This is a genomic window from Enterobacter sp. 725m/11 (genome assembly GCF_011683705.1).
Lineage (GTDB): Bacteria > Pseudomonadota > Gammaproteobacteria > Enterobacterales > Enterobacteriaceae > Enterobacter > Enterobacter bugandensis.
Genome location: NZ_JAAQOK010000063.1, coordinates 1 through 22,962, shown reverse-complemented (window position 1 = coordinate 22,962; position 22,962 = coordinate 1). Strand labels below are relative to the sequence as shown.

Annotated in this window: 19 protein-coding genes; 12 read left to right on the top strand and 7 right to left on the bottom strand. The window is 57.2% G+C overall.

What is annotated here, in order from left to right; genetic code table 11:
- Nucleotides 1–25: 25 nt before the first annotated feature.
- A complete protein-coding gene (aceK, locus tag HBA26_RS20485) occupies nt 26–1,789 on the top strand; it encodes a bifunctional isocitrate dehydrogenase kinase/phosphatase (protein ID WP_126346032.1) in 1,764 nt (587 codons plus the stop codon).
- On the opposite strand, the gene iclR is transcribed toward aceK, so the two are convergent.
- Nucleotides 1,743–2,570 carry a glyoxylate bypass operon transcriptional repressor IclR gene (gene iclR / locus HBA26_RS20480; RefSeq protein WP_074148023.1) on the bottom strand — a complete coding sequence of 276 codons (828 nt, stop codon included), beginning with the start codon at nt 2,568–2,570 and terminating at the stop codon, nt 1,743–1,745. The two genes, aceK and iclR, sit on opposite strands and share 47 nt — an antisense overlap.
- Before the next feature lie 193 nt (nt 2,571–2,763).
- On the opposite strand from iclR, the gene metH reads away from it, so the two are divergent.
- The 5 genes from metH to rluF all read left to right on the top strand — a co-directional run bounded on the left by metH (nt 2,764) and on the right by rluF (nt 9,954).
- Entirely contained in the window at nt 2,764–6,447 is a 3,684-nt protein-coding gene (gene metH / locus HBA26_RS20475) for a methionine synthase (protein WP_166721027.1), read from the top strand.
- A gap of 113 nt (nt 6,448–6,560) precedes the next feature.
- A complete protein-coding gene (locus HBA26_RS20470) occupies nt 6,561–8,192 on the top strand; it encodes a Na/Pi cotransporter family protein (RefSeq protein WP_041911578.1) in 1,632 nt (543 codons plus the stop codon).
- A 144-nt stretch (nt 8,193–8,336) separates the two neighbouring features.
- Nucleotides 8,337–8,687: a type II toxin-antitoxin system RelE/ParE family toxin gene (locus HBA26_RS20465; protein ID WP_048959325.1), complete on the top strand. Its 351-nt coding sequence runs from the start codon at nt 8,337–8,339 to the stop codon at nt 8,685–8,687.
- Between the two features lie 2 nt (nt 8,688–8,689).
- Nucleotides 8,690–9,028 carry an XRE family transcriptional regulator gene (locus HBA26_RS20460; RefSeq protein WP_032655712.1) on the top strand — a complete coding sequence of 113 codons (339 nt, stop codon included), beginning with the start codon at nt 8,690–8,692 and terminating at the stop codon, nt 9,026–9,028.
- Between the two features lie 53 nt (nt 9,029–9,081).
- Nucleotides 9,082–9,954 carry a 23S rRNA pseudouridine(2604) synthase RluF gene (gene rluF / locus HBA26_RS20455; protein WP_022646725.1) on the top strand — a complete coding sequence of 291 codons (873 nt, stop codon included), beginning with the start codon at nt 9,082–9,084 and terminating at the stop codon, nt 9,952–9,954.
- Here rluF and HBA26_RS20450 read toward each other — a convergent pair whose 3' ends face one another.
- From HBA26_RS20450 to lysC, 3 genes are all read right to left on the bottom strand, one after another.
- The gene (locus tag HBA26_RS20450) at nt 9,955–10,227 is read right to left on the bottom strand and encodes a DUF3811 domain-containing protein (protein ID WP_003860346.1); all 273 of its coding nucleotides are present in this window, start codon (nt 10,225–10,227) and stop codon (nt 9,955–9,957) included.
- A gap of 50 nt (nt 10,228–10,277) precedes the next feature.
- Complete coding sequence (gene panS / locus HBA26_RS20445; protein WP_069733697.1) at nt 10,278–11,222, bottom strand: ketopantoate/pantoate/pantothenate transporter PanS; 945 nt, start codon at nt 11,220–11,222, stop codon at nt 10,278–10,280.
- A gap of 93 nt (nt 11,223–11,315) precedes the next feature.
- A complete protein-coding gene (lysC, locus tag HBA26_RS20440) occupies nt 11,316–12,665 on the bottom strand; it encodes a lysine-sensitive aspartokinase 3 (RefSeq protein WP_041911575.1) in 1,350 nt (449 codons plus the stop codon).
- Between the two features lie 374 nt (nt 12,666–13,039).
- On the opposite strand from lysC, the gene pgi reads away from it, so the two are divergent.
- From pgi to psiE, 6 genes are all read left to right on the top strand, one after another.
- Nucleotides 13,040–14,689, top strand: a complete 1,650-nt coding sequence (pgi, locus tag HBA26_RS20435; RefSeq protein WP_069733696.1) for a glucose-6-phosphate isomerase — start codon at nt 13,040–13,042, stop codon at nt 14,687–14,689.
- Between the two features lie 366 nt (nt 14,690–15,055).
- On the top strand, nt 15,056–15,298 hold the full coding sequence (gene yjbE, locus HBA26_RS20430) for an exopolysaccharide production protein YjbE (RefSeq protein WP_013095034.1): 243 nt from the start codon (nt 15,056–15,058) through the stop codon (nt 15,296–15,298).
- 63 nt (nt 15,299–15,361) lie between these two features.
- Nucleotides 15,362–16,000: a YjbF family lipoprotein gene (locus HBA26_RS20425; RefSeq protein ID WP_047366840.1), complete on the top strand. Its 639-nt coding sequence runs from the start codon at nt 15,362–15,364 to the stop codon at nt 15,998–16,000.
- A complete protein-coding gene (locus HBA26_RS20420) occupies nt 15,997–16,737 on the top strand; it encodes a capsule biosynthesis GfcC D2 domain-containing protein (RefSeq protein WP_072201787.1) in 741 nt (246 codons plus the stop codon). Before HBA26_RS20425 ends, HBA26_RS20420 begins: the two co-directional genes overlap by 4 nt.
- Nucleotides 16,734–18,830: a YjbH domain-containing protein gene (locus tag HBA26_RS20415; RefSeq protein WP_028015126.1), complete on the top strand. Its 2,097-nt coding sequence runs from the start codon at nt 16,734–16,736 to the stop codon at nt 18,828–18,830. Before HBA26_RS20420 ends, HBA26_RS20415 begins: the two co-directional genes overlap by 4 nt.
- A gap of 162 nt (nt 18,831–18,992) precedes the next feature.
- Nucleotides 18,993–19,403 carry a phosphate-starvation-inducible protein PsiE gene (gene psiE / locus HBA26_RS20410; protein WP_000202963.1) on the top strand — a complete coding sequence of 137 codons (411 nt, stop codon included), beginning with the start codon at nt 18,993–18,995 and terminating at the stop codon, nt 19,401–19,403.
- Nucleotides 19,404–19,499: 96 nt separating this feature from the next.
- Here psiE and malG read toward each other — a convergent pair whose 3' ends face one another.
- The 3 genes from malG to malE all read right to left on the bottom strand — a co-directional run.
- Nucleotides 19,500–20,390: a maltose ABC transporter permease MalG gene (gene malG, locus HBA26_RS20405; RefSeq protein ID WP_006810496.1), complete on the bottom strand. Its 891-nt coding sequence runs from the start codon at nt 20,388–20,390 to the stop codon at nt 19,500–19,502.
- 14 nt (nt 20,391–20,404) lie between these two features.
- A complete protein-coding gene (gene malF, locus HBA26_RS20400; protein WP_028015128.1) occupies nt 20,405–21,949 on the bottom strand; it encodes a maltose ABC transporter permease MalF in 1,545 nt (514 codons plus the stop codon).
- 120 nt (nt 21,950–22,069) lie between these two features.
- Nucleotides 22,070–22,962, bottom strand: an 893-nt coding sequence (gene malE, locus HBA26_RS20395) for a maltose/maltodextrin ABC transporter substrate-binding protein MalE (protein ID WP_166721026.1), incomplete at its 5' end; no start/stop codon positions are given.

Below are 22,962 nucleotides of genomic sequence, written 5' to 3'. Positions count from 1 at the left end.
AGATGTGTATAAGAGACAGGAATATATGTCGTGTGGCCTGGAATTGCTGATTGCCCAAACCATTCTGCAGGGCTTTGATGCCCAGTATGGTCGTTTTCTGGAAGTGACCTCCGGCGCGCAGCAGCGCTTCGAACATGCAGACTGGCATGCGGTTCAGCAGGCCATGAAGCAGCGTATTCATCTCTATGACCACCATGTGGGTCTGGTGGTGGAGCAGCTGCGCTGTATTACCGACGGTAAAAGCCCGGACGCGGCATTTTTACTGCGCGTGAAAGAGCATTACACCCATCTGTTACCCGACTACCCTCGCTTCGAGATTGCGGAGAGCTTTTTCAACTCCGTCTATTGCCGGTTATTTGACCACCGCTCATTATCTCCTGAGCGGTTATTTATCTTCAGCTCCCAGCCTGAGCGCCGCTTCCGTACCATTCCGCGTCCGCTGGCGAAAGATTTCTTTCCCGATCGCGGGTGGGAAAAGCTCCTGCATCGCATCTTAACGGATTTACCGCTGCGCCTGCCATGGGAGAACAAGCTCCGGGATATCGGCTATATCCATGCGCATCTTCGTGAAACCTACGGCGAGGAGGTGCTCAGCCGCAGCCATTTGCAGGTGGCCAACGAGCTGTTCTACCGGAATAAGGCCGCCTGGCTGGTGGGCAAACTGGTTACGCCGACGGCCATTGTGCCGTTTCTGTTGCCCATTCACCGTACCGACGACGGCGAACTGTTTGTCGATACCTGCCTGACCACCAGCGCCGAGGCCAGCATCGTGTTTGGCTTCGCCCGCTCCTATTTCATGGTGTACGCCCCGCTGCCTGCCGCCCTGGTGGAGTGGCTGCGCGAGATCCTGCCGGGCAAAACCACCGCCGAGCTGTATATGGCGATTGGCTGTCAGAAGCATGCCAAAACGGAAAGTTATCGGGAGTATCTGCGCTATGTCACCGCGGCGGATGAGCAGTTTATCGAAGCGCCAGGTATCCGCGGCATGGTGATGCTGGTCTTCACGCTGCCGGGCTTCGACCGGGTCTTTAAGGTGATAAAAGACAGATTCGCCCCGCAGAAAGAGATGACCGCAGCCCACGTTCGCGCCTGCTATCAGCTGGTAAAAGAGCACGATCGCGTCGGGCGAATGGCCGATACCCAGGAGTTTGAAAACTTTGTGCTGGATAAGCAGCAGATCGATCCGGCGCTTATGTCGCTGTTAATGCAGGAAGCGCCGACGAAAATCACCGATCTGGGCGATAAAATAGCGATTAGCCATCTCTACATTGAGCGCCGTATGGTGCCGCTCAATATCTGGCTGGAACAGTCAGATGGCCAGGCATTACGTGATGCCATTGAAGAGTACGGCAACGCCATCCGCCAGCTCGCCGCCGCCAATATCTTCCCTGGCGATATGCTGTTTAAAAACTTCGGCGTCACCCGGCACGGGCGGGTGGTGTTCTACGATTACGATGAAATTTGCTACATGACCGAGGTGAACTTTCGCGATATCCCGCCGCCCCGTTACCCGGAGGATGAGCTCTCCAGCGAGCCGTGGTACAGCGTTTCGCCGGGCGATGTGTTTCCCGAGGAGTTTCGCCACTGGCTGTGTGCGGACCCACGCATCGGGCCGTTATTTGAAGAAATGCATGAAGATCTGTTCCACGCCAGCTACTGGCGCGGGCTACAAACGCGGATCAAAAATGGGCACGTGGAGGATGTGTACGCTTACCGCCGCAAGCAGCGGTTTTGTGTGCGGTTTAACGAATCCCACCGTACGCCAGCGTCACCTCTTTCGCGGCCTTAATCACCAGCGCGCCCAGCTCGGTCACCCGGTCGTCGGTCATACGTGAGATGGGGCCAGAGATGGAGATCGCAGCAAACGGCTCGCGATGTTCGTCGAAAATACAGGCCGCGAGGCAGCGCAGCCCAAGGGCATGTTCTTCGTCATCAAACGAATAGCCGCGCTTGCGGGTCAACGCCAGATCTTCTTTCAGATGCACCGGCGACACCAGCGTGGCGTGGGTGTAGGCGTGCAGCCCTTTTCGGTGCAGCAGCCCGGTCACCTGCTCTTCGCTCAGCTGCGAGAGAAACGCTTTCCCCGCCCCGGATGCGTGCATCGGCAGCTTGCCGCCAATCGGCGCGGACATGCGCATCAACTGCGTGCACTGCACCTGGTCGATGATAATCGCCTGGTGGTCGCTCTGGTCAAGCACGGCAAGGTTCACCGTCTCGCCGGACTCCTCCATCAGCTTGCGCAGGATCGGGTGCACAATCGCCAGCAGGTTACGGCTCTGCAGGAAGCTGCTGCCCACGATAAACGCATGCGCGCCCACCGCCCAGTGCCCCAGCTCGCCGACCTGGCGGACAAAACCCAACTGCTGCATGGTGGTCAGCAGGCGGTGCGTGGTGGAGTTCGGCAGGCCAGCCTGCTGGGCCAGCTCCGTCAGGGCCACGCTACCGTGCGACTCGGCTATCCACTCCAGCAGCTTCAGACCGCGCGTCAGGGATTGAACCTGTCCGCCGGGTTGTGCAGCGGCGGTGGCGGCAGGTTTTCTGCCGCGTTTGGCGGGAACGGTCGCGACCATGACGATCTCCTTTTTCTGTATCGTGGAAATCATTTTCGTTTTATTTGGTGAATTTGCAACCGCTTTCCTGACTGATCGGAGGAGTGATGGTGAACATGTCTCATGTTACCGCGGCGTGACTTTTCCACCCTGCGAGATTGTGCCAGTATGGAACGCAGCCTTTTGGCCTTGTTGAGCGTTGTCGGGAGCAAGTGTGAGCAGCAAAGTAGAGCAACTGCGTGCGCAGTTAAATGAACGAATTCTGGTGCTGGACGGCGGTATGGGCACCATGATCCAGAGCTATCGTCTGAGCGAAGACGATTTCCGCGGCGAGCGCTTCGCCGACTGGCCCTGCGACCTGAAAGGAAACAATGACCTGCTGGTGTTGAGCAAACCGTCCGTGATTAAGGATATCCACAACGCCTACTTCGAAGCGGGTGCGGATATTGTAGAAACCAACACCTTCAACTCGACAACCATCGCCATGGCGGATTACCAGATGGAATCCCTGTCGGCGGAGATCAACTATGAGGCGGCCAGGCTCGCCCGCGCCTGTGCCGACGAGTGGACGGCCCGCACGCCGGACAAGCCGCGCTACGTTGCCGGGGTGCTTGGCCCGACCAACCGCACCGCGTCGATTTCACCGGACGTCAACGACCCGGCGTTTCGTAATATCACCTTTGACCAGCTGGTTACGGCGTATCGTGAATCGACCAAAGCGCTGGTGGAAGGTGGCTCCGACCTGATCCTGATTGAAACGGTGTTCGATACCCTCAACGCCAAAGCCGCGATATACGCGGTGAAAGAGGAGTTTGAGGCGCTGGGCGTTGACCTGCCGATCATGATCTCCGGCACCATCACCGACGCCTCCGGCCGCACCCTGTCCGGCCAGACAACCGAAGCGTTTTATAACTCCCTGCGCCACGCCGACGCGCTCTCCTTCGGCCTGAACTGCGCGCTGGGACCAGACGAGCTGCGCCAGTACGTGCAGGAGCTTTCGCGCATCGCCGAATGCTACGTTACCGCGCATCCGAACGCCGGTCTGCCGAACGCGTTTGGCGAGTACGATCTGGATGCTGACACCATGGCGGCGCAAATCCGCGAGTGGGCCGAGTCAGGCTTCCTGAACATCGTCGGCGGCTGCTGCGGCACCACGCCGGAGCACATCGCCGCCATGAGCCGCGCCGTGGACGGGCTGCCGCCGCGCAAGCTGCCAGAGCTGCCGGTTGCCTGTCGCCTTTCCGGCCTGGAGCCGTTGACCATCGGCGATGACAGCCTGTTTGTGAACGTGGGTGAACGTACCAACGTTACTGGTTCCGCTAAATTCAAGCGCCTGATCAAAGAAGAGAAGTACAGCGAAGCGCTGGACGTCGCCCGCCAGCAGGTGGAAAGCGGGGCGCAGATTATCGATATCAACATGGACGAGGGGATGCTTGACGCCGAAGCGGCGATGGTGCGTTTCCTCAACCTGATTGCCGGTGAGCCGGATATCGCCCGCGTGCCGATCATGATTGACTCCTCCAAGTGGGAGGTCATCGAAAAAGGGCTGAAGTGCATTCAGGGCAAAGGCATCGTTAACTCCATCTCGATGAAAGAGGGCGTGGATATCTTTATCCACCACGCGAAGATGGTGCGCCGCTACGGTGCGGCTGTGGTGGTGATGGCCTTCGATGAGGTGGGCCAGGCCGACACCCGCGAGCGCAAAATTGAGATATGCCGCCGCGCGTACAAAATTCTGACCGAAGAGGTGGGCTTCCCGCCGGAAGACATTATTTTCGACCCGAACATCTTTGCCGTCGCGACCGGCATCGAAGAGCACAACAACTACGCCCAGGACTTTATCGGCGCGTGTGAAGACATCAAGCGCGAACTGCCGCATGCGCTTATCTCCGGCGGCGTGTCGAACGTCTCGTTCTCGTTCCGCGGCAACGACCCGGTGCGTGAGGCGATCCACGCCGTGTTCCTCTACTACGCCATCCGCAATGGGATGGACATGGGTATCGTCAACGCCGGACAGCTGGCGATTTACGACGATCTGCCTGCCGAACTGCGCGATGCCGTAGAGGACGTGATCCTCAACCGTCGCGACGACGCCACCGAGCGCATGCTCGACCTGGCGGAAAAATACCGCGGCAGTAAATCGGATGAATCGGCCAATGTTCAGCAGGCCGAGTGGCGTTCCTGGGACGTGAAAAAGCGTCTGGAATACTCGCTGGTGAAAGGGATTACCGAGTTCATCGAGCAGGACACCGAGGAAGCGCGTCAGCAGGCAGCCCGCCCGATTGAGGTGATCGAAGGGCCGCTGATGGACGGCATGAACGTGGTTGGCGATCTGTTCGGCGAGGGCAAGATGTTCCTGCCGCAGGTGGTGAAATCCGCTCGCGTCATGAAGCAGGCAGTGGCTTATCTTGAACCCTTTATCGAAGCCAGCAAAGAGAAGGGTTCCAGCAACGGTAAAATGGTTATCGCCACCGTGAAGGGCGACGTGCACGACATCGGCAAAAACATTGTTGGCGTGGTGTTGCAGTGTAATAACTACGAAATTATCGACCTTGGCGTGATGGTTCCGGCGGATAAAATCCTCAAGACCGCGCGCGAAGTGAACGCCGATCTGATTGGCCTCTCCGGCCTGATTACGCCGTCGCTCGACGAAATGGTCAACGTGGCAAAAGAGATGGAGCGTCAGGGCTTCACCATTCCGCTGCTGATTGGCGGGGCGACCACCTCGAAAGCGCACACGGCAGTGAAGATCGAGCAGAACTACAGCGGACCGACGGTTTACGTGCAGAACGCCTCGCGCACGGTGGGCGTGGTTTCCGCACTACTCTCCGAGACTCAGCGCGACGATTTTGTGGCGCGCACTCGCCAGGAGTACGAAACCGTTCGCGTGCAGCACGGGCGCAAAAAACCGCGCACTCCGCCGGTGACGCTCGCCGCCGCACGCGATAACGACCTGGCCTTTGACTGGGCAAGCTATACGCCGCCGGTCGCGCATCGTCTGGGCGTGCAGGACGTGACGGCCAGCATCGAGACGCTGCGCAACTACATTGACTGGACGCCGTTCTTTATGACCTGGTCGCTGGCGGGCAAATATCCGCGCATCCTCGAAGATGAAGTCGTAGGCGAAGAGGCGAAGCGTCTGTTTAAAGACGCCAACGATATGCTGGACACGCTGAGCGCAGAGAAAACCCTCAACCCGCGCGGCGTGGTGGGGCTGTTCCCGGCGAACCGCGTGGGTGACGACGTGGAAATCTACCGCGATGAAACCCGCACCCACGTGCTGGCCGTGAGCCATCACCTGCGGCAGCAAACCGAAAAAGTGGGCTTTGCCAACTACTGCCTGGCAGATTTCGTTGCGCCGAAGCTGAGCGGGAAAGCTGACTATATCGGCGCCTTTGCGGTAACCGGCGGTCTGGAAGAAGACGCCCTGGCGGACGCGTTTGAAGCGCAATACGATGATTACAATAAGATCATGGTGAAAGCGATTGCCGACCGCCTGGCGGAAGCCTTTGCTGAATACCTGCACGAACGCGTACGTAAGGTGTACTGGGGTTACGCGGCGAATGAGAACCTCAGCAACGAGGAGCTGATCCGCGAAAACTACCAGGGGATTCGTCCGGCGCCGGGCTATCCGGCCTGTCCGGAACACACCGAAAAAGGCACTATCTGGAAACTTCTGGACGTGGAAGCGCATACCGGCATGAAGCTCACCGAGTCGTTCGCCATGTGGCCGGGCGCATCCGTGTCGGGCTGGTACTTCAGTCATCCGGACAGCAAGTACTTCGCCGTGGCGCAGCTGCAGCGCGATCAGATCGAAGATTACGCCCTGCGCAAAGGCATGAGCGTGTCTGAGGTAGAGCGCTGGCTGGCACCGAATTTAGGCTACGACGCGGACTAACGTCACTTTTCCTTACAACAAACAGGGCACCTCAACGGTGCCCTGTCTCTTTCTTACGTTTAAACCCTTATACTTAATCATAAAATCTATAACGATAAGGAGAACCCACTTCCGTGCTGACGTTGTTACATCTGCTTTCGGCAGTCGCACTGCTCGTATGGGGCACCCATATTGTCCGCACCGGCGTGATGCGCGTGTTCGGCGCGCGCTTACGTACCGTCCTCAGCGGCAGCGTTGAGAAGAAGCCGCTCGCCTTCTGCGCTGGGATTGGCGTCACGGCGCTGGTGCAAAGCAGCAATGCCACCACCATGCTCGTCACCTCCTTTGTGGCGCAGGATCTGGTCGCGCTCGCCCCGGCGCTGGTGATCGTGCTGGGTGCTGACGTCGGTACCGCGCTGATGGCGCGTATCCTGACGTTCGATCTCTCCTGGCTGTCGCCGCTGCTGATTTTCATTGGGGTTATCTTCTTTCTTGGCCGCAAGCAGACCCGGGCCGGGCAGCTTGGCCGCGTGGGCATTGGCCTCGGGCTGATTCTGCTGGCGCTGGAACTGATTGTGCAGGCGGTGACGCCTATCACCCAGGCGAACGGCGTGCAGGTCATCTTCGCCTCGCTGACCGGTGACATCATGCTGGATGCGCTGATCGGGGCAGTGTTTGCCATCATCAGCTACTCCAGCCTGGCCGCCGTGCTGCTGACGGCCACGCTCACCGCCGCGGGCGCGATCTCCTTCCCGGTGGCGCTGTGTCTGGTGATCGGCGCTAACCTCGGCTCTGGCCTGCTGGCGATGCTTAACAACAGCGCGGCCAATGCTGCCGCCCGCCGCGTGGCGCTGGGGAGTTTGCTGTTTAAGCTGGTGGGCAGCCTGATTATTCTGCCGTTTGTCCATCCGCTGGCAAACCTGATGGACAACCTCCCGCTGCCGAAAGCGGAGCTGGTGATCTACTTCCACGTCTTCTATAACCTGGTGCGCTGCCTGGCGATGGTGCCGTTTGCCGCGCCGATGGCCCGCTTCTGCGAGCGTCTTATCCGTGATGAACCGGAGCTGGACGCGCGCCTTAAGCCGAAGCATCTGGATACCTCCGTGCTGGACACCCCCGCGCTGGCCATCGCCAACGCCGCCCGCGAAACGCTGCGCATGGGCGACGCGATGGAAACCATGCTCGAAGGGCTGAAAAAGGTGATGCACGGCGAGCCGCGCGAGGAAAAAGAGCTGCGCAGGCTGGCGGACGACATCAACGTGCTGTATACCGCCATCAAGCTCTATCTGGCGCGTATCCCGCAGGACGAACTGGCGGAAGAGGAGTCCCGCCGCTGGGCGGAAATCATTGAGATGTCGCTTAACCTGGAGCAGGCCTCGGACATCGTTGAGCGTATGGGCAGTGAGATTGCCGACAAATCGCTGGCCGCGCGTCGGGCGTTCTCCGTGGAAGGGCTGAAGGAGCTGGAAGCGCTGCACGAAAAGCTGGTGAGCAACCTGAAGCTGGCGATGTCGGTGTTCTTCTCCAGCGACGTACCGAGCGCGCGCCGCCTGCGCCGCAACAAGCATCGTTTCCGCATTCTTAACCGCCGATACTCGCACGCCCACGTTGAGCGCCTGCATCAGCAGAACGTGCAGAGCATCGAGACCAGCTCACTCCATCTGGGGCTGCTGGGAGATATGAAGCGTCTTAACTCGCTGTTCTGCGCAGTGGCGTATAGCGTGATGGAACAGCCGGATGAAGACGACGAGCGGGATGAGTATTAATCTCTGAAAGCGCCTCGCAGATCCTCTCCATGAGGCGTGACCAAACTCTACTGAAAACGTAACGTCACGCCACAGGTCATAAGCAGACCTGTGGCGTGAGACAATGTAATCTTTTATGTATAAAATTTTATACAGGGATGTGGTATGCTGTCAGAAAAACCAGCAATGAGACCCATTGCATGGATGGGGAGTGCCTTCGATGATTTGCTCGGCTTCCCGGAGGAAATCCGGCGGGAAGCAGGGTATCAGCTACATCGATTACAGGCTGGATTAGAGGCGGCAGACTGGAAGCCGATCTCAGAGATTGGCAAAGGCGTTGCAGAGATACGGCTACGCGGTGACACGGGCGCATACCGAATCATCTATTTGGCTCGTTATGAGGATGCTGTTTACGTACTGCATTGCTTTAAGAAGAAAACGCAGCGGACATCAGGCCATGATAAATACATAGCAAAGGCACGTTTTCAGGCGGTGCTTGATGCTCGGAGAGGATGAAAATGGGAAGACGCGTTGATACAAAAATCCGGCATGTGACAGCTTCAGAAACGAACATTTTTGCTGAGCTGGGTTTTGAAGAAAGTGAAGCTAAACAGTTGCACGAAAGTGCCGAAAAAGAGGTTGAGCAGTTGCTTGCCATCAAGCGGCAACTGATGCAGGAAATTTCCTCGTGGATTGCGGAGAATAAACTGCGTCAGACTGACGCTGCCGCCAGGCTAAACGTCTCTCGTCCCCGCGTGTCTGATGTCGTGAACCTCAAAACCAGTAAGTTCACCCTTGATACGCTGATCATGATGTTATGTAAACTTGGAAAACCCGTCTCAGTTACGGTCGGCTAATCTTTTTTTCCAGTCCATACCTAAGGTATATTTCGCCCTTCACAGGAGAAACTATGCTGCCAACTCAATCAACCCGATTAAACAAGTACATTAGCGAGAGCGGGATCTGCTCACGTCGCGAGGCTGACCGTTACATTGAACAAGGTAACGTGTTCCTCAACGGCAAACGCGCCACTATCGGTGACCAGGTGGTCCCTGGCGATGTGGTTAAAGTAAATGGTCAGGTCATCGAACCGCGTGATGCAGAAGACCTGGTGTTTATCGCGTTGAACAAACCGGTTGGGATTGTCAGCACCACGGAAGACGGCGAGCGGGACAACATCGTTGATTTCGTGAACCACAGTAGCCGCATTTTCCCGATTGGCCGTCTGGATAAAGACTCTCAGGGGCTGATTTTCCTCACCAACCACGGCGACCTGGTGAACAAAATTCTGCGTGCCGGTAACGACCACGAGAAAGAGTATATCGTGACGGTGAACAAGCCGGTGACGGACGAATTTATCCGCGGCATGGGCGCAGGCGTGCCGATTCTGGGTACCGTGACGAAGAAGTGCAAGGTCAAAAAAGAAGCGCCCTTTGCGTTCCGTATCACGCTGGTGCAGGGCCTGAATCGCCAGATCCGTCGCATGTGCGAGTATTTTGGTTATGAAGTGACGAAGCTGGAACGTACGCGCATCATGAACGTCAGCCTGTCCGGGATCCCGCTGGGCGAGTGGCGTGACTTAACGGACGACGAGCTGATCGAGCTGTTCAAGCTTATCGAAAACTCCTCGTCCGAAGCGAAGCCGAAAGCCAAAGCCAAACCGAAAACGCAGGCGATTAAACGTCCGGTAGTTAAGGCACCGCAGGCGGAAGAGAAAGGGCGGGGCAAGCCGGGTAACGGAAAACGCTTTACCCAGCCGGGTCGCAAAAAGAAAGGGCGCTGATTAGCGCCTTCCACGGGTTGATGTATTGGCGGACCAGGAAAAGGTCGCCTCTGCATCCGGCTTATAAGCCTGCTCTTTTTTCAGCTTGCGGGCTTTTTTCGCCGCAGCCTCACGTTGCGCCATCAGCTTGTCGATGTACTCTTTTTTAACCTGATTGGTTTCGGCGTTCGTCAGCGTGCGGCCATGGGCGATGCGGGCGCGGTCGAGAAGCGTTTTCAGTTCGCGCTGCTCGGCTTCCGTCATGTCTTTCTGGGTCAATCGTGGTGTAGCCATTGCTGAAGCCTCCTGATGGGGAGGCTTCAGTGTAAAGCAAGCCGCGTCAATTAACCCTGCTTCAGCGCATCTTTTTTCGGTTGCTCATCAATCGGCTTACCGGACCAGTAGCCCGCCAGCAGCGAGCCGGACAGGTTGTGCCAGACGGAGAACAGCGCGCCCGGCAGGGCCGCCAGCGGTGAGAAGTAAATTTTACCCAGCGCCGCTGCCAGGCCGGAGTTCTGCATGCCTACCTCGATTGCCAGCGTGCGGCAGGTGGACTCGTCAAAGCCAAACAGCTTCCCGCCCCAGTATCCGCCCAGCAGGCCGATGGTGTTGTGCAGCACCACCGCGACGATCACCACAAAGCCCACCGAGGCAATGTGCGACGCGGAACCGGCCACCACGGCGCTGATGATCGCCAGAATGCAGATCATCGAAAACGCGGGCAGGTACGGCTCAACCGCTTTCACCACGCGTGGGAACAGATGGTGAATGACCAGCCCCAGCGCAATCGGGATCACCACAATCTGCAGAATGCTGAGCAGCATGCCCATCACGTCCACCTGAATATGTGCGTCCACGTACAGGCGGGTTAACAGCGGTGTGGCAATCACGCCCACCAGCGTGGATACCGAAGAGATGGTCACGGAGAGCGCCACGTCACCTTTCGCCAGATAGATCATCACGTTAGACGCCGTACCGCTGGCGACGCTGCCCACCAGTACCATCCCGGCGGAGAGATCGGGCGGCATCTTAAAGGCCATCGCCAGCAGCCAGGCCGCGAGCGGCATCACCAGGTAGTGCAGGAAGATCCCTGCAGCCACTGGCGCCGGGCGCGACAGCACGCGTTTAAAATCGTCGATTTTCAGGTGTACGCCCATGCCGAACATAATCAGCATCAGCAGCGTGGTGACCCACGGACCAATGCCCGTGAACGTGTTAGGGGTGTAATACGCGAGTACGGAGAGCAGCAGCGCCCATAGCGGGAACAGCCGGGTGATAGCGGATAACATATTGAATTCCTTGCAGTATTGTCGTGTTGTTTAGTTATGAAAAAGCCGGGTCTGTGCCCGGCTTATAGGTATTGTTTATCGTGCTAACGAATTTTATTCAAACAAATTCTGATGAAGTTTCTGCACCACCTGCTCGGCCTGATCGGCAGGGACCAGGAAGCAAAGGTTATAGCTGGAGGCACCGTAGCAGATCATGCGGATGTTGAACGGGTCAAGCACGCCGAACACCTCTTTGCCCACGCCGCAGGCGCGAGACAGCTTGTTACCGATGATGGCCACCAGCGCCAGGTCTTCTTCGACCTCCACGCGGCACAGCTCAGACAGCTCAATCAGCAGCGACTGCGTCAGCAGGGTGTCGCCGGTGGAGGTGGAGCCGGTGGTGTCCAGCGTCAGCGCAATGCTCACCTCGGAGGTGGTAATCAAATCTACAGAGATGTTATGGCGCGCGAGGATGCCAAACACTTCCGCCAGGAAGCCGCGGGAGTGCAGCATATTGTGGCTGTGCAGCGTGACCAGCGTCTGGCGGCGGCGCAGGGCCAGCGCGCGGAACAGCGGCGGGTTCTCGGTTTTCTTGCAGACCAGCGTCCCGCCCGCTTTTGGATCTTTACTGGAGCCAACGAAGACCGGAATATCGCTGCGCACGGCGGGCAGCAGCGTTGCCGGATGCAGCACTTTTGCACCGAAGGTGGCCATTTCCGCCGCTTCTTCAAAGGCAATCACGTCAATACGTTTTGCCGCGGAAACGACGCGCGGATCGGTGGTGTAAATACCCGGCACATCCGTCCAGATATCCACGCGCGTTGCGTGCAGGGCTTCGCCCAGCAGCGCGGCGGTGTAGTCGCTGCCGCCACGGCCAAGCGTGGTCGTGCGTCCTTTCGCTTCGCTGCCGATAAAGCCCTGGGTGATCACCATGCCTTCTGCCAGGCGCGGCGCCAGCTGCTGGTTGGTGAGCTCGGCCAGCATCTCAACGTCCGGTTCGGCGCGCCCAAAACGATCGCTGGTGCGCATCACTTTACGCACGTCAAACCACTGCGCCTGAACGTTACGCTCGCGCATAATTTCAACAAACAACAGGGTAGACATCAATTCACCGTGGCTGACCAGTTCATCGGTCAGGGCGGTAGAGGTGGCCAGGGACGCCGCTTCTGCCAGGGTGGTGATATTTTCCAGCAGGCGCTCCACTTCTTCGCGGATCACGTTCGGGTTTTGCAGACGTTCAAGAATGTCGAACTGAATTTTGCGCAGTGCATCCAGCTTCACGAAACGTTCTGTCGCTTCCAGTCCTTCAGACAGAGAAACCAGCAGGTTCGTCACGCCGGCGGATGCAGAGAGCACCACCAGGCGGGTATTCGGATCGGCCAGCACCACATCGGCGCTGCGGTTCATGGCATCGTAATCGGCCACACTGGTGCCGCCAAACTTGGCGACCACAAAACTCGTCATAACAACCTCGTGTCAGGGAATGAATAAGCGACCTTGGCACAAGAATGAAACGAAAACAGGTGCAGGCGCAAAATACGGCCCTATAAATAAAATGCGGGGGAGGTCCTGTCAATGCTGGGATTATGCGGATTTTTTATGGGGGGGTACCCCTGAGAAACAGGACTTATAACAGGCCCATATTTTATGCTCCTTTTTACCCCCTTTTGACCGACATTTCGCCACGCCGGAAGGGCTCGACAGCAGCTATACTTTTCGGGTCTTTTCACCTGCGTTTGATGCAGACCAGGGCAATGGCATAAAAACCATCACAATTTTTATTTGCAGGCGCTACAATCGACCGCAGTCACAATTCTCAAATCAGAAGAGTATTGCTAATGAAAAACATCAACCCAACGCAGACCGCTGCCTGGCAGGCACTACAGAAACATTTTGATGAAATGAAAGACGTCACCATCGCGGATCTGTTCGCGAAAGATGCCGATCGTTTCAACAAGTTCTCCGCGACCTTCGACGACCTGATGCTGGTGGATTTCTCTAAAAACCGCATTACCGAAGAGACGCTGGCAAAACTGCAGGATCTGGCGAAAGAGACCGAGCTGGCCGACGCCATCAAATCCATGTTCTCCGGCGAGAAGATCAACCGCACCGAAGACCGTGCCGTGCTGCACGTGGCGCTGCGCAACCGTAGCAATACGCCAATCATCGTTGACGGCAAAGATGTGATGCCGGAAGTGAACGCGGTGCTGGAAAAGATGAAAACGTTCTCTGAAGCGATCATCTCCGGCAGCTGGAAAGGCTACACCGGCAAAGCGATCACCGACGTGGTTAACATCGGTATCGGCGGCTCTGACCTCGGCCCGTTCATGGTGACCGAAGCGCTGCGCCCGTACAAAAACCACCTCAACATGCACTTTGTCTCTAACGTCGATGGTACCCACATCGCCGAAGTGCTGAAAAACGTAAACCCGGAAACTACCCTGTTCCTGGTGGCGTCTAAAACCTTCACCACCCAGGAAACCATGACCAACGCCCACAGCGCGCGCGACTGGTTCCTGAAAACCGCGGGCGACGAAAAGCACGTGGCGAAACACTTTGCGGCGCTCTCCACCAACGGTAAAGCGGTAGGCGAGTTTGGCATCGATACGGCGAACATGTTCGAGTTCTGGGACTGGGTTGGCGGCCGCTACTCTCTGTGGTCTGCAATCGGTCTGTCCATCATCCTGTCCGTGGGCTTTGACAACTTCGTTGAGCTGCTCTCCGGCGCGCATGCGATGGACAAACACTTCTCCACCACCGCGCCTGAGAAAAACCTGCCGGTGCTGCTGGCGCTGATCGGTATCTGGTACAACAACTTCTTCGGCGCTGAAACCGAAGCGATCCTGCCGTACGACCAGTACATGCACCGTTTTGCGGCCTACTTCCAGCAGGGCAACATGGAATCCAACGGTAAGTACGTTGACCGTAACGGCAACGCGGTGGATTACCAGACTGGCCCGATCATCTGGGGCGAGCCGGGCACCAACGGCCAGCATGCGTTCTACCAGCTGATTCACCAGGGTACCAAAATGGTACCGTGCGATTTCATCGCCCCGGCGATCACGCACAACCCGCTGTCCGACCACCATCCGAAGCTGCTGTCTAACTTCTTCGCACAGACCGAAGCGCTGGCGTTCGGTAAATCCCGCGAAGTGGTTGAGCAGGAATACCGTGACCAGGGTAAAGATCCGGCCACGCTGGACCATGTTGTGCCGTTCAAAGTGTTCGAAGGCAACCGTCCAACCAACTCCATCCTGCTGCGCGAAATCACCCCGTTCAGCCTGGGCGCGCTGATTGCGCTGTACGAGCACAAGATCTTCACCCAGGGCGCGATCCTGAACATCTTCACCTTTGACCAGTGGGGCGTTGAGCTGGGCAAACAGCTGGCAAACCGCATTCTGCCAGAGCTGGGTGACGATAAAGCCATCGACAGCCACGACAGCTCCACCAATGGTTTGATTAACCGTTATAAAGCATGGCGTGCGTAATTAATATGTCATGAAAAATGCCGGCGATATGCCGGCATTTTTTTATCGGATAATTCCTGATGTCTGTTAGTTAACTCAAATTCTGACTCTGAGTTTAATCTGAAAAAGGCGGTTAACCTGCTAATTGCTGCGGTTTATTTTAAGAAAATACGTAGATATAAGATAATAAGTATATATTATAACATATTGATTTTTATCGATTATTTATTTCAAATATTTGTTTTTCGTTTCTGTTTTATCCATTAGTCCGAAAACCATCCCCCTATTTCCCCCCACGGTAAACGCTCTGCTGTAGTTGTGTATACTCGATTCCGCCTGAATTTCTTTTCGGGCAAATCTCCATTCATTCATTGAAGGGAAATTGTTATGAAGAAAGTACTGTATGGCATTTTTGCCATATCTGCACTTGCGGCGACGTCTGTCTATGCAGCTCCGGTCCAGGTCGGGGAAGCAGCAGGGTCGGCAGCGACGTCTGCGTCTGCGGGAAGTTCTACCGCAGCCAGCACCAGCACCGTAAGTTCAGCCGTGGGTGTCGCGCTGGCGGCAACCGGTGGCGGTGATGGCTCCAATACCGGAACCACGACCACTACGACAACCAGCACCCAGTAATACCGGGTGTTTTAATCATAACCACACTTCGGTGTGGTTATTTCGCCCCTTCGGAGAAGAGTCGTGAAGCGACCTGCAATCATTCTGATTTGCCTGCTGTTGCAGGCGTGCTCAGCCACCACCAAAGGGCTGGGACATTCACTGTGGGAAAGCCTGTTCGGCACGCCGGGCGTTCATCTGACCGATGACGAACTTCAGAACATGCCGTACGCCAGCCAGTACATGCAGCTAAACGATGGCCCGCAGCTGTTTGTGGTGCTCGCTTTCGATGAAAACGGGCAGCAGAAATGGGTGACGCAGGATCAGGCCACCATCGTCACGCAGCATGCCCGAATCGTGAAAACGCTGCTCGGCGGCGACAACTTGCTCGAGGTGAATAATCTCGCCGAAGACCCGCTCATCAAGCCAAATCAGATCGTCGACGGCGCAAGCTGGACGCGCACGATGGGCTGGACCGAGCACAAGCAGGTGCGCTACGCCACGGCACGCTCGACCTTCCGCTGGGACGGTACGGACAGCGTGAAAGTCGGCAGCGACGAAACGCAGGTTCGCGTGCTGGATGAAGAGGTCACCACCGACCAGGCCACCTGGCATAACCGCTTCTGGATCGACGAGGATGGGCAGATCCGTCAGTCCTTGCAGTATCTCGGTGCCGGTTTCTTCCCGGTGAAAACCACCCTGATCAAGGCGGCGAAATCATGAAAACGCTCATCCACGCTGCGCTTCTCGCCAGCCTTGCCGCGCCGCTGGCGTGGTCCGCAGGAACGGTAAAGGTCTACACGCCGGACAGTGAAAAACCCAAAACCTTAACCAACGCCGAGCATCTGCTCGATCTCGTCGGGCAGCCAAGGCTTGCCAACAGCTGGTGGCCGGGAGCGGTGATCGGCGAGCGTCAGGCAACGGTTAAGGCGGAGCAGGAACACCGTGCCCTGCTGGCCCGCCTGACGAGCCTGGCGGAGCAGGAAGACGGCGACGATGCCGCGGCCATTAACAGCGTTCGCCAGCAGCTTCAGGCGCTGAAAGTGACAGGCCGCCAGAAAGTCAATCTTGATCCAGATGAAGTGCGCGTCACGGAAAAGGGCAACCCCACGCTTGAAGGGGAGTACACCCTCTGGCTTCCGGTGAAGCCGACGACGGTGACCGTGATGGGGCTTATCAGCAGCCCCGGTAAAAAGCCCTTTACGCCCGGCCGCGACGTGGCGAGCTATCTCGACGAACAAAGCCTGCTGAGCGGCGCGGATAACAGCTACGCATGGATTATTTATCCAGACGGGCATACGCAAAAAGCGCCGGTGGCGTACTGGAATAAACGCCATATCGAACCCATGCCGGGCAGCATCATTTTTGTCGGTTTTGCCGACCATTTCTGGACGAAGGCATATGACGGGCTTAACGCCGATATCCTTCACTCCCTGACACAGCGGATACCGGAAGAATGAAAAGAACCTATCTCTACAGCATGCTGGCGCTCTGCGTAAGCGCCGCCTGCCATGCAGAAACGTATCCGGCACCTGTTGGCCCGTCTCAGTCAGACTTCGGCGGCGTCGGTTTACTGCAAACGCCTACCGCGCGCATGGCGCGTGAAGGGGAAATTAGCCTGAACTACCGCGATAACGACCAGTATCGCTACTATTCCGCCTCCGTACAGCTTTTCCCGTGGCTTGAAACCACGCTGCGCTACACCGACGTGCGTACGAAACAGTACAGCAGCGTCGACGCCTTCTCCGGCGATCAGACCTACAAAGATAAAGCCTTCGACGTCAAGCTGCGCCTGTGGGAAGAGAGCTACTGGATGCCGCAGGTCTCCGTGGGTGCAAAAGATATCGGCGGTACCGGCCTGTTCGACGCGGAATACATCGTGGCCAGCAAGGCCTGGGGACCGTTTGATTTTTCTCTCGGTCTTGGCTGGGGCTATCTCGGCACCAGCGGCAACGTTAAAAACCCGTTCTGTACCTACAGCGATAAATACTGCTACCGCGATAACAGCTACAAGAAAGCCGGTTCCATCAACGGCGACCAGATGTTCCACGGCCCGGCCTCGCTGTTCGGTGGTGTGGAATACCAGACGCCGTGGCAGCCGCTGCGCCTGAAGCTGGAGTACGAAGGGAACGACTACTCGCAGGACTTCGCCGGGAAGATTGAGCAGAAGAGCAAGTTTAACGTCGGCGCCATTTATCGCGTCACCGACTGGGCCGACGTTAACCTCAGCTACGAGCGCGGCAACACGGTGATGTTTGGCTTCACGCTGCGCACCAACTTCAACGACATGCGGCCGCACTACAACGATAACGCGCGGCCTGCCTACCGGCCGGAGCCGCAGGATGCGATTCTGCAGCACTCCGTGGTGGCAAACCAGCTGACGCTGCTGAAATACAACGCCGGTCTGGCCGATCCGAAAATTCAGGTGAAAGGCGATACGCTGTACGTCACCGGCGAGCAGGTGAAATACCGCGACTCGCGTGAAGGGATCGAACGCGCCAACCGGATCGTGATGAACGATCTCCCGGACGGGATCCGCACGATCCGCGTGACGGAGAACCGCCTGAATCTGCCGCAGGTCACCACCGAAACCGATGTCGCCAGCCTCAAGCGCCATCTTGAAGGCGAACCGCTCGGGCATGAAACCGAGCTGGTGCAAAAACGCGTAGAGCCGATCGTGCCGGAAACCACCGAGCAGGGCTGGTATATCGATAAATCGCGCTTTGATTTCCATATCGATCCGGTACTGAACCAGTCCGTCGGCGGGCCGGAAAACTTCTACATGTATCAGCTGGGTGCGATGGCGACGGCGGATCTGTGGGTCACCGACCATCTGCTGACCACCGGCAGCCTGTTCGGCAACATTGCGAACAACTACGACAAGTTTAACTACACGAACCCGCCGAACGACTCGAAGCTGCCGCGCGTGCGTACCCGCGTGCGTGAATACGTGCAGAACGATGTCTACGTGAATAACCTGCAGGCCAACTACTTCCAGTACTTCGGCAACGGCTTCTACGGCCAGGTTTACGGAGGCTACCTGGAGACTATGTTCGGCGGCGCGGGGGCGGAGGTGCTGTATCGTCCCGTCGACAGCAACTGGGCGTTCGGGATTGATGCCAATTACGTTAAGCAGCGTGACTGGCGCAGCGCGCAGGACATGATGAAGTTCACCGACTACAGCGTCAAAACCGGCCACCTGACCGCCTACTGGACGCCTTCGTTCGCGCAGGACGTGCTGGTGAAAGCCAGCGTCGGCCAGTATCTGGCGGGCGACAAGGGCGGCACGCTGGATATCTCCAAACACTTCGACAGCGGCGTCGTGGTGGGCGGCTACGCCACCATCACCAACGTCTCGCCGGACGAGTACGGGGAAGGGGACTTCACCAAAGGGGTCTACGTGTCGATTCCGCTGGATCTGTTCTCATCCGGTCCGACCCGCAGCCGTGCGGCAGTGGGCTGGACACCGCTGACGCGTGATGGCGGCCAGCAGCTTGGGCGTAAGTTCCAGCTGTACGACATGACCAGCGATAAGAACATTAACTTCCGCTGATGCTTCACGCCGGGCGGCACTGCGTTTGCCCGGCCTACGGTTTTTGTAGGCCCGGTAAGCGCAGCGCCAGCGGGCGAATGCGCCAAACATAAACAAAAAATATAGATCCCCGTCACATTTTTGCGTTATACAGGAATCTCGTCCTGGAGAATGAGGTGCTGTATGACATCCCTGACTCGCCCGCGCGTTGAGTTTATCTCAACGATACTCCAGACCGTGCTGAACCTCGGTCTGCTGAGCCTTGGCCTGATCCTGGTCGTGTTTCTCGGCAAAGAGACGGTGCATCTGGCGGATGTGCTGTTCGCCCCTGAGCAAACCAGCAAATATGCGCTGGTGGAAGGCCTGGTGGTCTACTTTCTCTACTTTGAATTTATTGCCCTGATTGTGAAGTACTTCCAGTCCGGCTTTCACTTCCCGCTGCGCTATTTTGTCTACATTGGCATCACCGCCATTGTGCGACTGATCATCGTCGATCATAAATCCCCGCTCGACGTGCTGATCTACTCGGCGGCGATCCTGCTGCTGGTGATCACCCTCTGGCTGTGTAATTCGAAGCGGCTGAAACGCGAATAAAAAAATGGCGGCCCGGAGGCCGCCTAACAACAGTCACAAGTTGGGTCAATACAATACGTCTAAAGTTGAGGGTTGCAGTGGCATAACAGATGAAACTTAACCTTTCACGCCGCCCGCCGTCAGGCCATTCACCAGCCAGCGCTGGGCCAGCAGGAACACCACGGTAATCGGGATGGCAGACAGTACGGCCGCCGCGGCAAAGTCGCCCCACAGGTAGTTTTGCGGGTTGAGGTATTGCTGCATACCTACGGCCAGGGTGTAGCTGTTCACATCGCGCAGTAACAGTGAGGCGACCGGTACTTCGGTGATCGCCGCGATAAACGACAGGATAAACACCACCGCCAGAATCGGCACTGACAGCGGCAACAGCACCAGACGGAACGCCTGCCACGGGGTAGCGCCATCCAGCGACGCCGCCTCTTCCAGCGAGCCGTCGATGGTTTCGAAATAGCCTTTAATGGTCCACACATGCAGGGCAATACCGCCGAGATAGGCAAAGATCACGCCGCCGTGGGTATTCAGGCCGATAAACGGCACGTACTGGCCCAGACGGTCAAACAGGGCGTACAGCGCCACCAGCGACAGCACCGCCGGGAACATCTGGAAAATCAGCATGCCTTTCAGCAGCGTTGCTTTGCCCGGGAAACGCATGCGGGCGAAGGCATAAGCACAGGTGGTGGAGAGCGTCACGATGCCGATCGCGGTGATGGTTGCTACCTTCACCGAGTTCCACAGCCACAGCAGCACCGGGAACGGCGGCGGGGTGACGCGTCCATCGGCGTGCTCCACGCTGAAGCCCAGCGCGAGCTTCCAGTGCTCCCAGGAGATTTCATCCGGGATCAGGCTCCCGGTCGCAAAGTTACCCGAGCGCAGGGAGATGGCGATAACCATCAGCAGCGGGAACATGATGGCCGCGATGAAAATCAGCAGGCCTAAGTGCGTCGCGAGGAGGCGCAGCTTCTGAGATTTGGGTTGTACCATTGCCATGTTCAGTGCCCTCCTTAATCAAATTTCATACGTGTGGCTTTCAGGTTCACAATCGCCAGAGCGCCAACCAGCAGGAAGATCAGGGTGGCAATCGCCGCCGCCAGACCAAAGTCCTGGCCGCCGCCGCCTTCAAAGGCGATACGGTAGGTGTAGCTCACGAGCAGGTCGGTATAGCCTGCCGGCGTGGTGGTGCCGAGACGGTCCGGGCCGCCGTTGGTCAACAGCTGAATCAGCACGAAGTTGTTAAAGTTAAAGGCGAAGCTGGCAATCATCAGCGGCGTCAGCGGCTTAATAAGCAGCGGCAGCGTAATTTTAAAGAAGTTCTGGAACGGACCCGCGCCGTCCATCGCCGAGGCTTCATACAGATCGTCCGGAATCGCCTTCAGCAGCCCCATGCACAGGATCATCATGTACGGATAGCCCAGCCAGGTGTTGACGATGATAATCATCGAGCGGGCGGTGGTCGGGTCGCTGAACCAGGCCGGTTTGATACCGAACAGCGCGCTCAGCATCATGTTGATTTCACCGAAGCTCTGGTTAAACAGCCCTTTGAAAATCAGAATCGAGATAAACGACGGCACGGCGTAAGGCAGAATCAGCAGCACGCGGTAAATCGCTTTGCCTTTCAGGGACTCCCACTGCACGAGGCAGGCCAGCACCATGCCTACTGCAACGGTCAGGATCACCGTCAGCACCGAGAAGACCACCGTCCAGACGAAGATGGCGAAGAACGGCTTCTGGATGCCTTCGTCGGTAAACACGCGGGTAAAGTTGTCCCAGCCGATGGTGACGGTATAGCCAGGGCTGAGCTTGTCATCACCCCATTTGCCATCGGCCGTTATGGACTGATAGAAACCAATGTCGTTATTCGGACGGTACTTCACGCCGCTCTGGTTGTTGGTCAGCGTGCCGTCGTCCGCCAGGGTATATAGCGGCTGCGTGCCGGAGAACTGGCGCAGCGAGCTCATGGTCACTTTGCTTTCATCGGGCAGCACGGCGGTGAGCTGGGTCAGCGCCTGGCGATTCTGGGTAATGATACGCAGGTTCGCACGTTCACCCTCCGGCAGGGCCGCGGCCTCTTTTAAAACCAGCTTCTGCTCGCCGCCAAATTTGAACGCGTCGGAAAGATAGTTTTTGCCGCTCTCACCGTCAGTGAGCGCTAACTTCCACTCGTCACCTGCAGGATACAGACCGAAGTTAAAGGTTTTACCCGCCTGATAAGAGCGATCCAGAAGCACCTGAGTGGCGCGCTCCTGCGCGAGCTGGTTGGTGCTGCTGTAGTTGGTGAACGCAATGGCGATGGTGCAGATCAGCGGGAACAGGACAAACAGCCCCATCCCGGCCACGCCCGGGTAGACATAGCGCCAGGCATAGGCTTTACGGTTGGCGAAAATATACAGGCCAGCAGAGCTTAAGATCAGCGTCATGATGGCGAACAGATATTCCCCTTGTACGTACATTAAAACAACAAGGTAACCCACCAGCAGACACAGCAGACCGATCGCTGACCACTTCAGCGCGTCGCTTTGCCACCAGTGCTTCTTTTTAATGACATCCATGGGGTTCTTCCTCTACAACGGTGGAAACTTTTCGTCAGGTGGCGCTGCGCTTACCTGACCTACGGATCGTGCCGTAGTCGTAGGGCGGGTAAGCGCACGCGCCACCCGCCGTTTTTCTTCTTACTTAGTAATACGACCCTGAGCATCCTTCAGCGCGGCATCGACAGTCTGGCGACCGCTTGCAGCGTTGATAACGGCGGTACGGGTGGCGTACCAGAACGCGGCCATCTGTGGGATGTTCGGCATGATTTCGCCTTTCTGAGCGTTATCCATGGTTGCCGCGATGCGTGGATCTTTTGCCAGCTGATCCTGGAAGGATTTCAGCGCCACGGCGCCCAGCGGTTTGTCCTTGTTCACTTCACCCAGACCCTGATCGGTCAGCAGGTAGTTTTCCAGGAACTCTTTCGCCAGCTCTTTGTTCGGGCTGGCGGCGTTGATGCCCGCGCTCAGTACGCCCACGAACGGTTTAGACGGCTTGCCGTTGAAGGTTGGCAGCAGGGTCACGCCGTAGTTGATTTTGCTCTTGTCGATATTGGTCCAGGCCCACGGACCGTTGATGGTCATCGCGGTTTCGCCTTTGTTGAACGCCGCTTCCGCGATGGAGTAGTCGGTATCCGCGTTCATGTGTTTGTTCTTAATCAGGTCAACCAGGAAGGTCAGGCCTTTTTTCGCGCCCGCGTTGTCCACGCCCACGTCTTTCACGTCATATTTGCCGTTTTCAAACTTGAACGCGTAGCCGCCGTCGGCAGCAATCAGCGGCCAGGTGAAGTACGGCTCTTGTAGGTTGAACATCAGGGCGGATTTACCTTTCGCCTTCAGCTCTTTATCCAGTTTCGGGATCTCTTCCCAGGTTTTTGGTGGGTTTGGCACCAGGTCTTTGTTGTAAATCAGTGACAGGGCTTCAACCGCGATTGGGTAGGCGATCAGCTTGCCGTTATAGCGAACGGCGTCCCAGGTGAACGGGAACAGTTTGTCCCTGTCTCTTATACACATCTGACGCTGCCGACGACGGA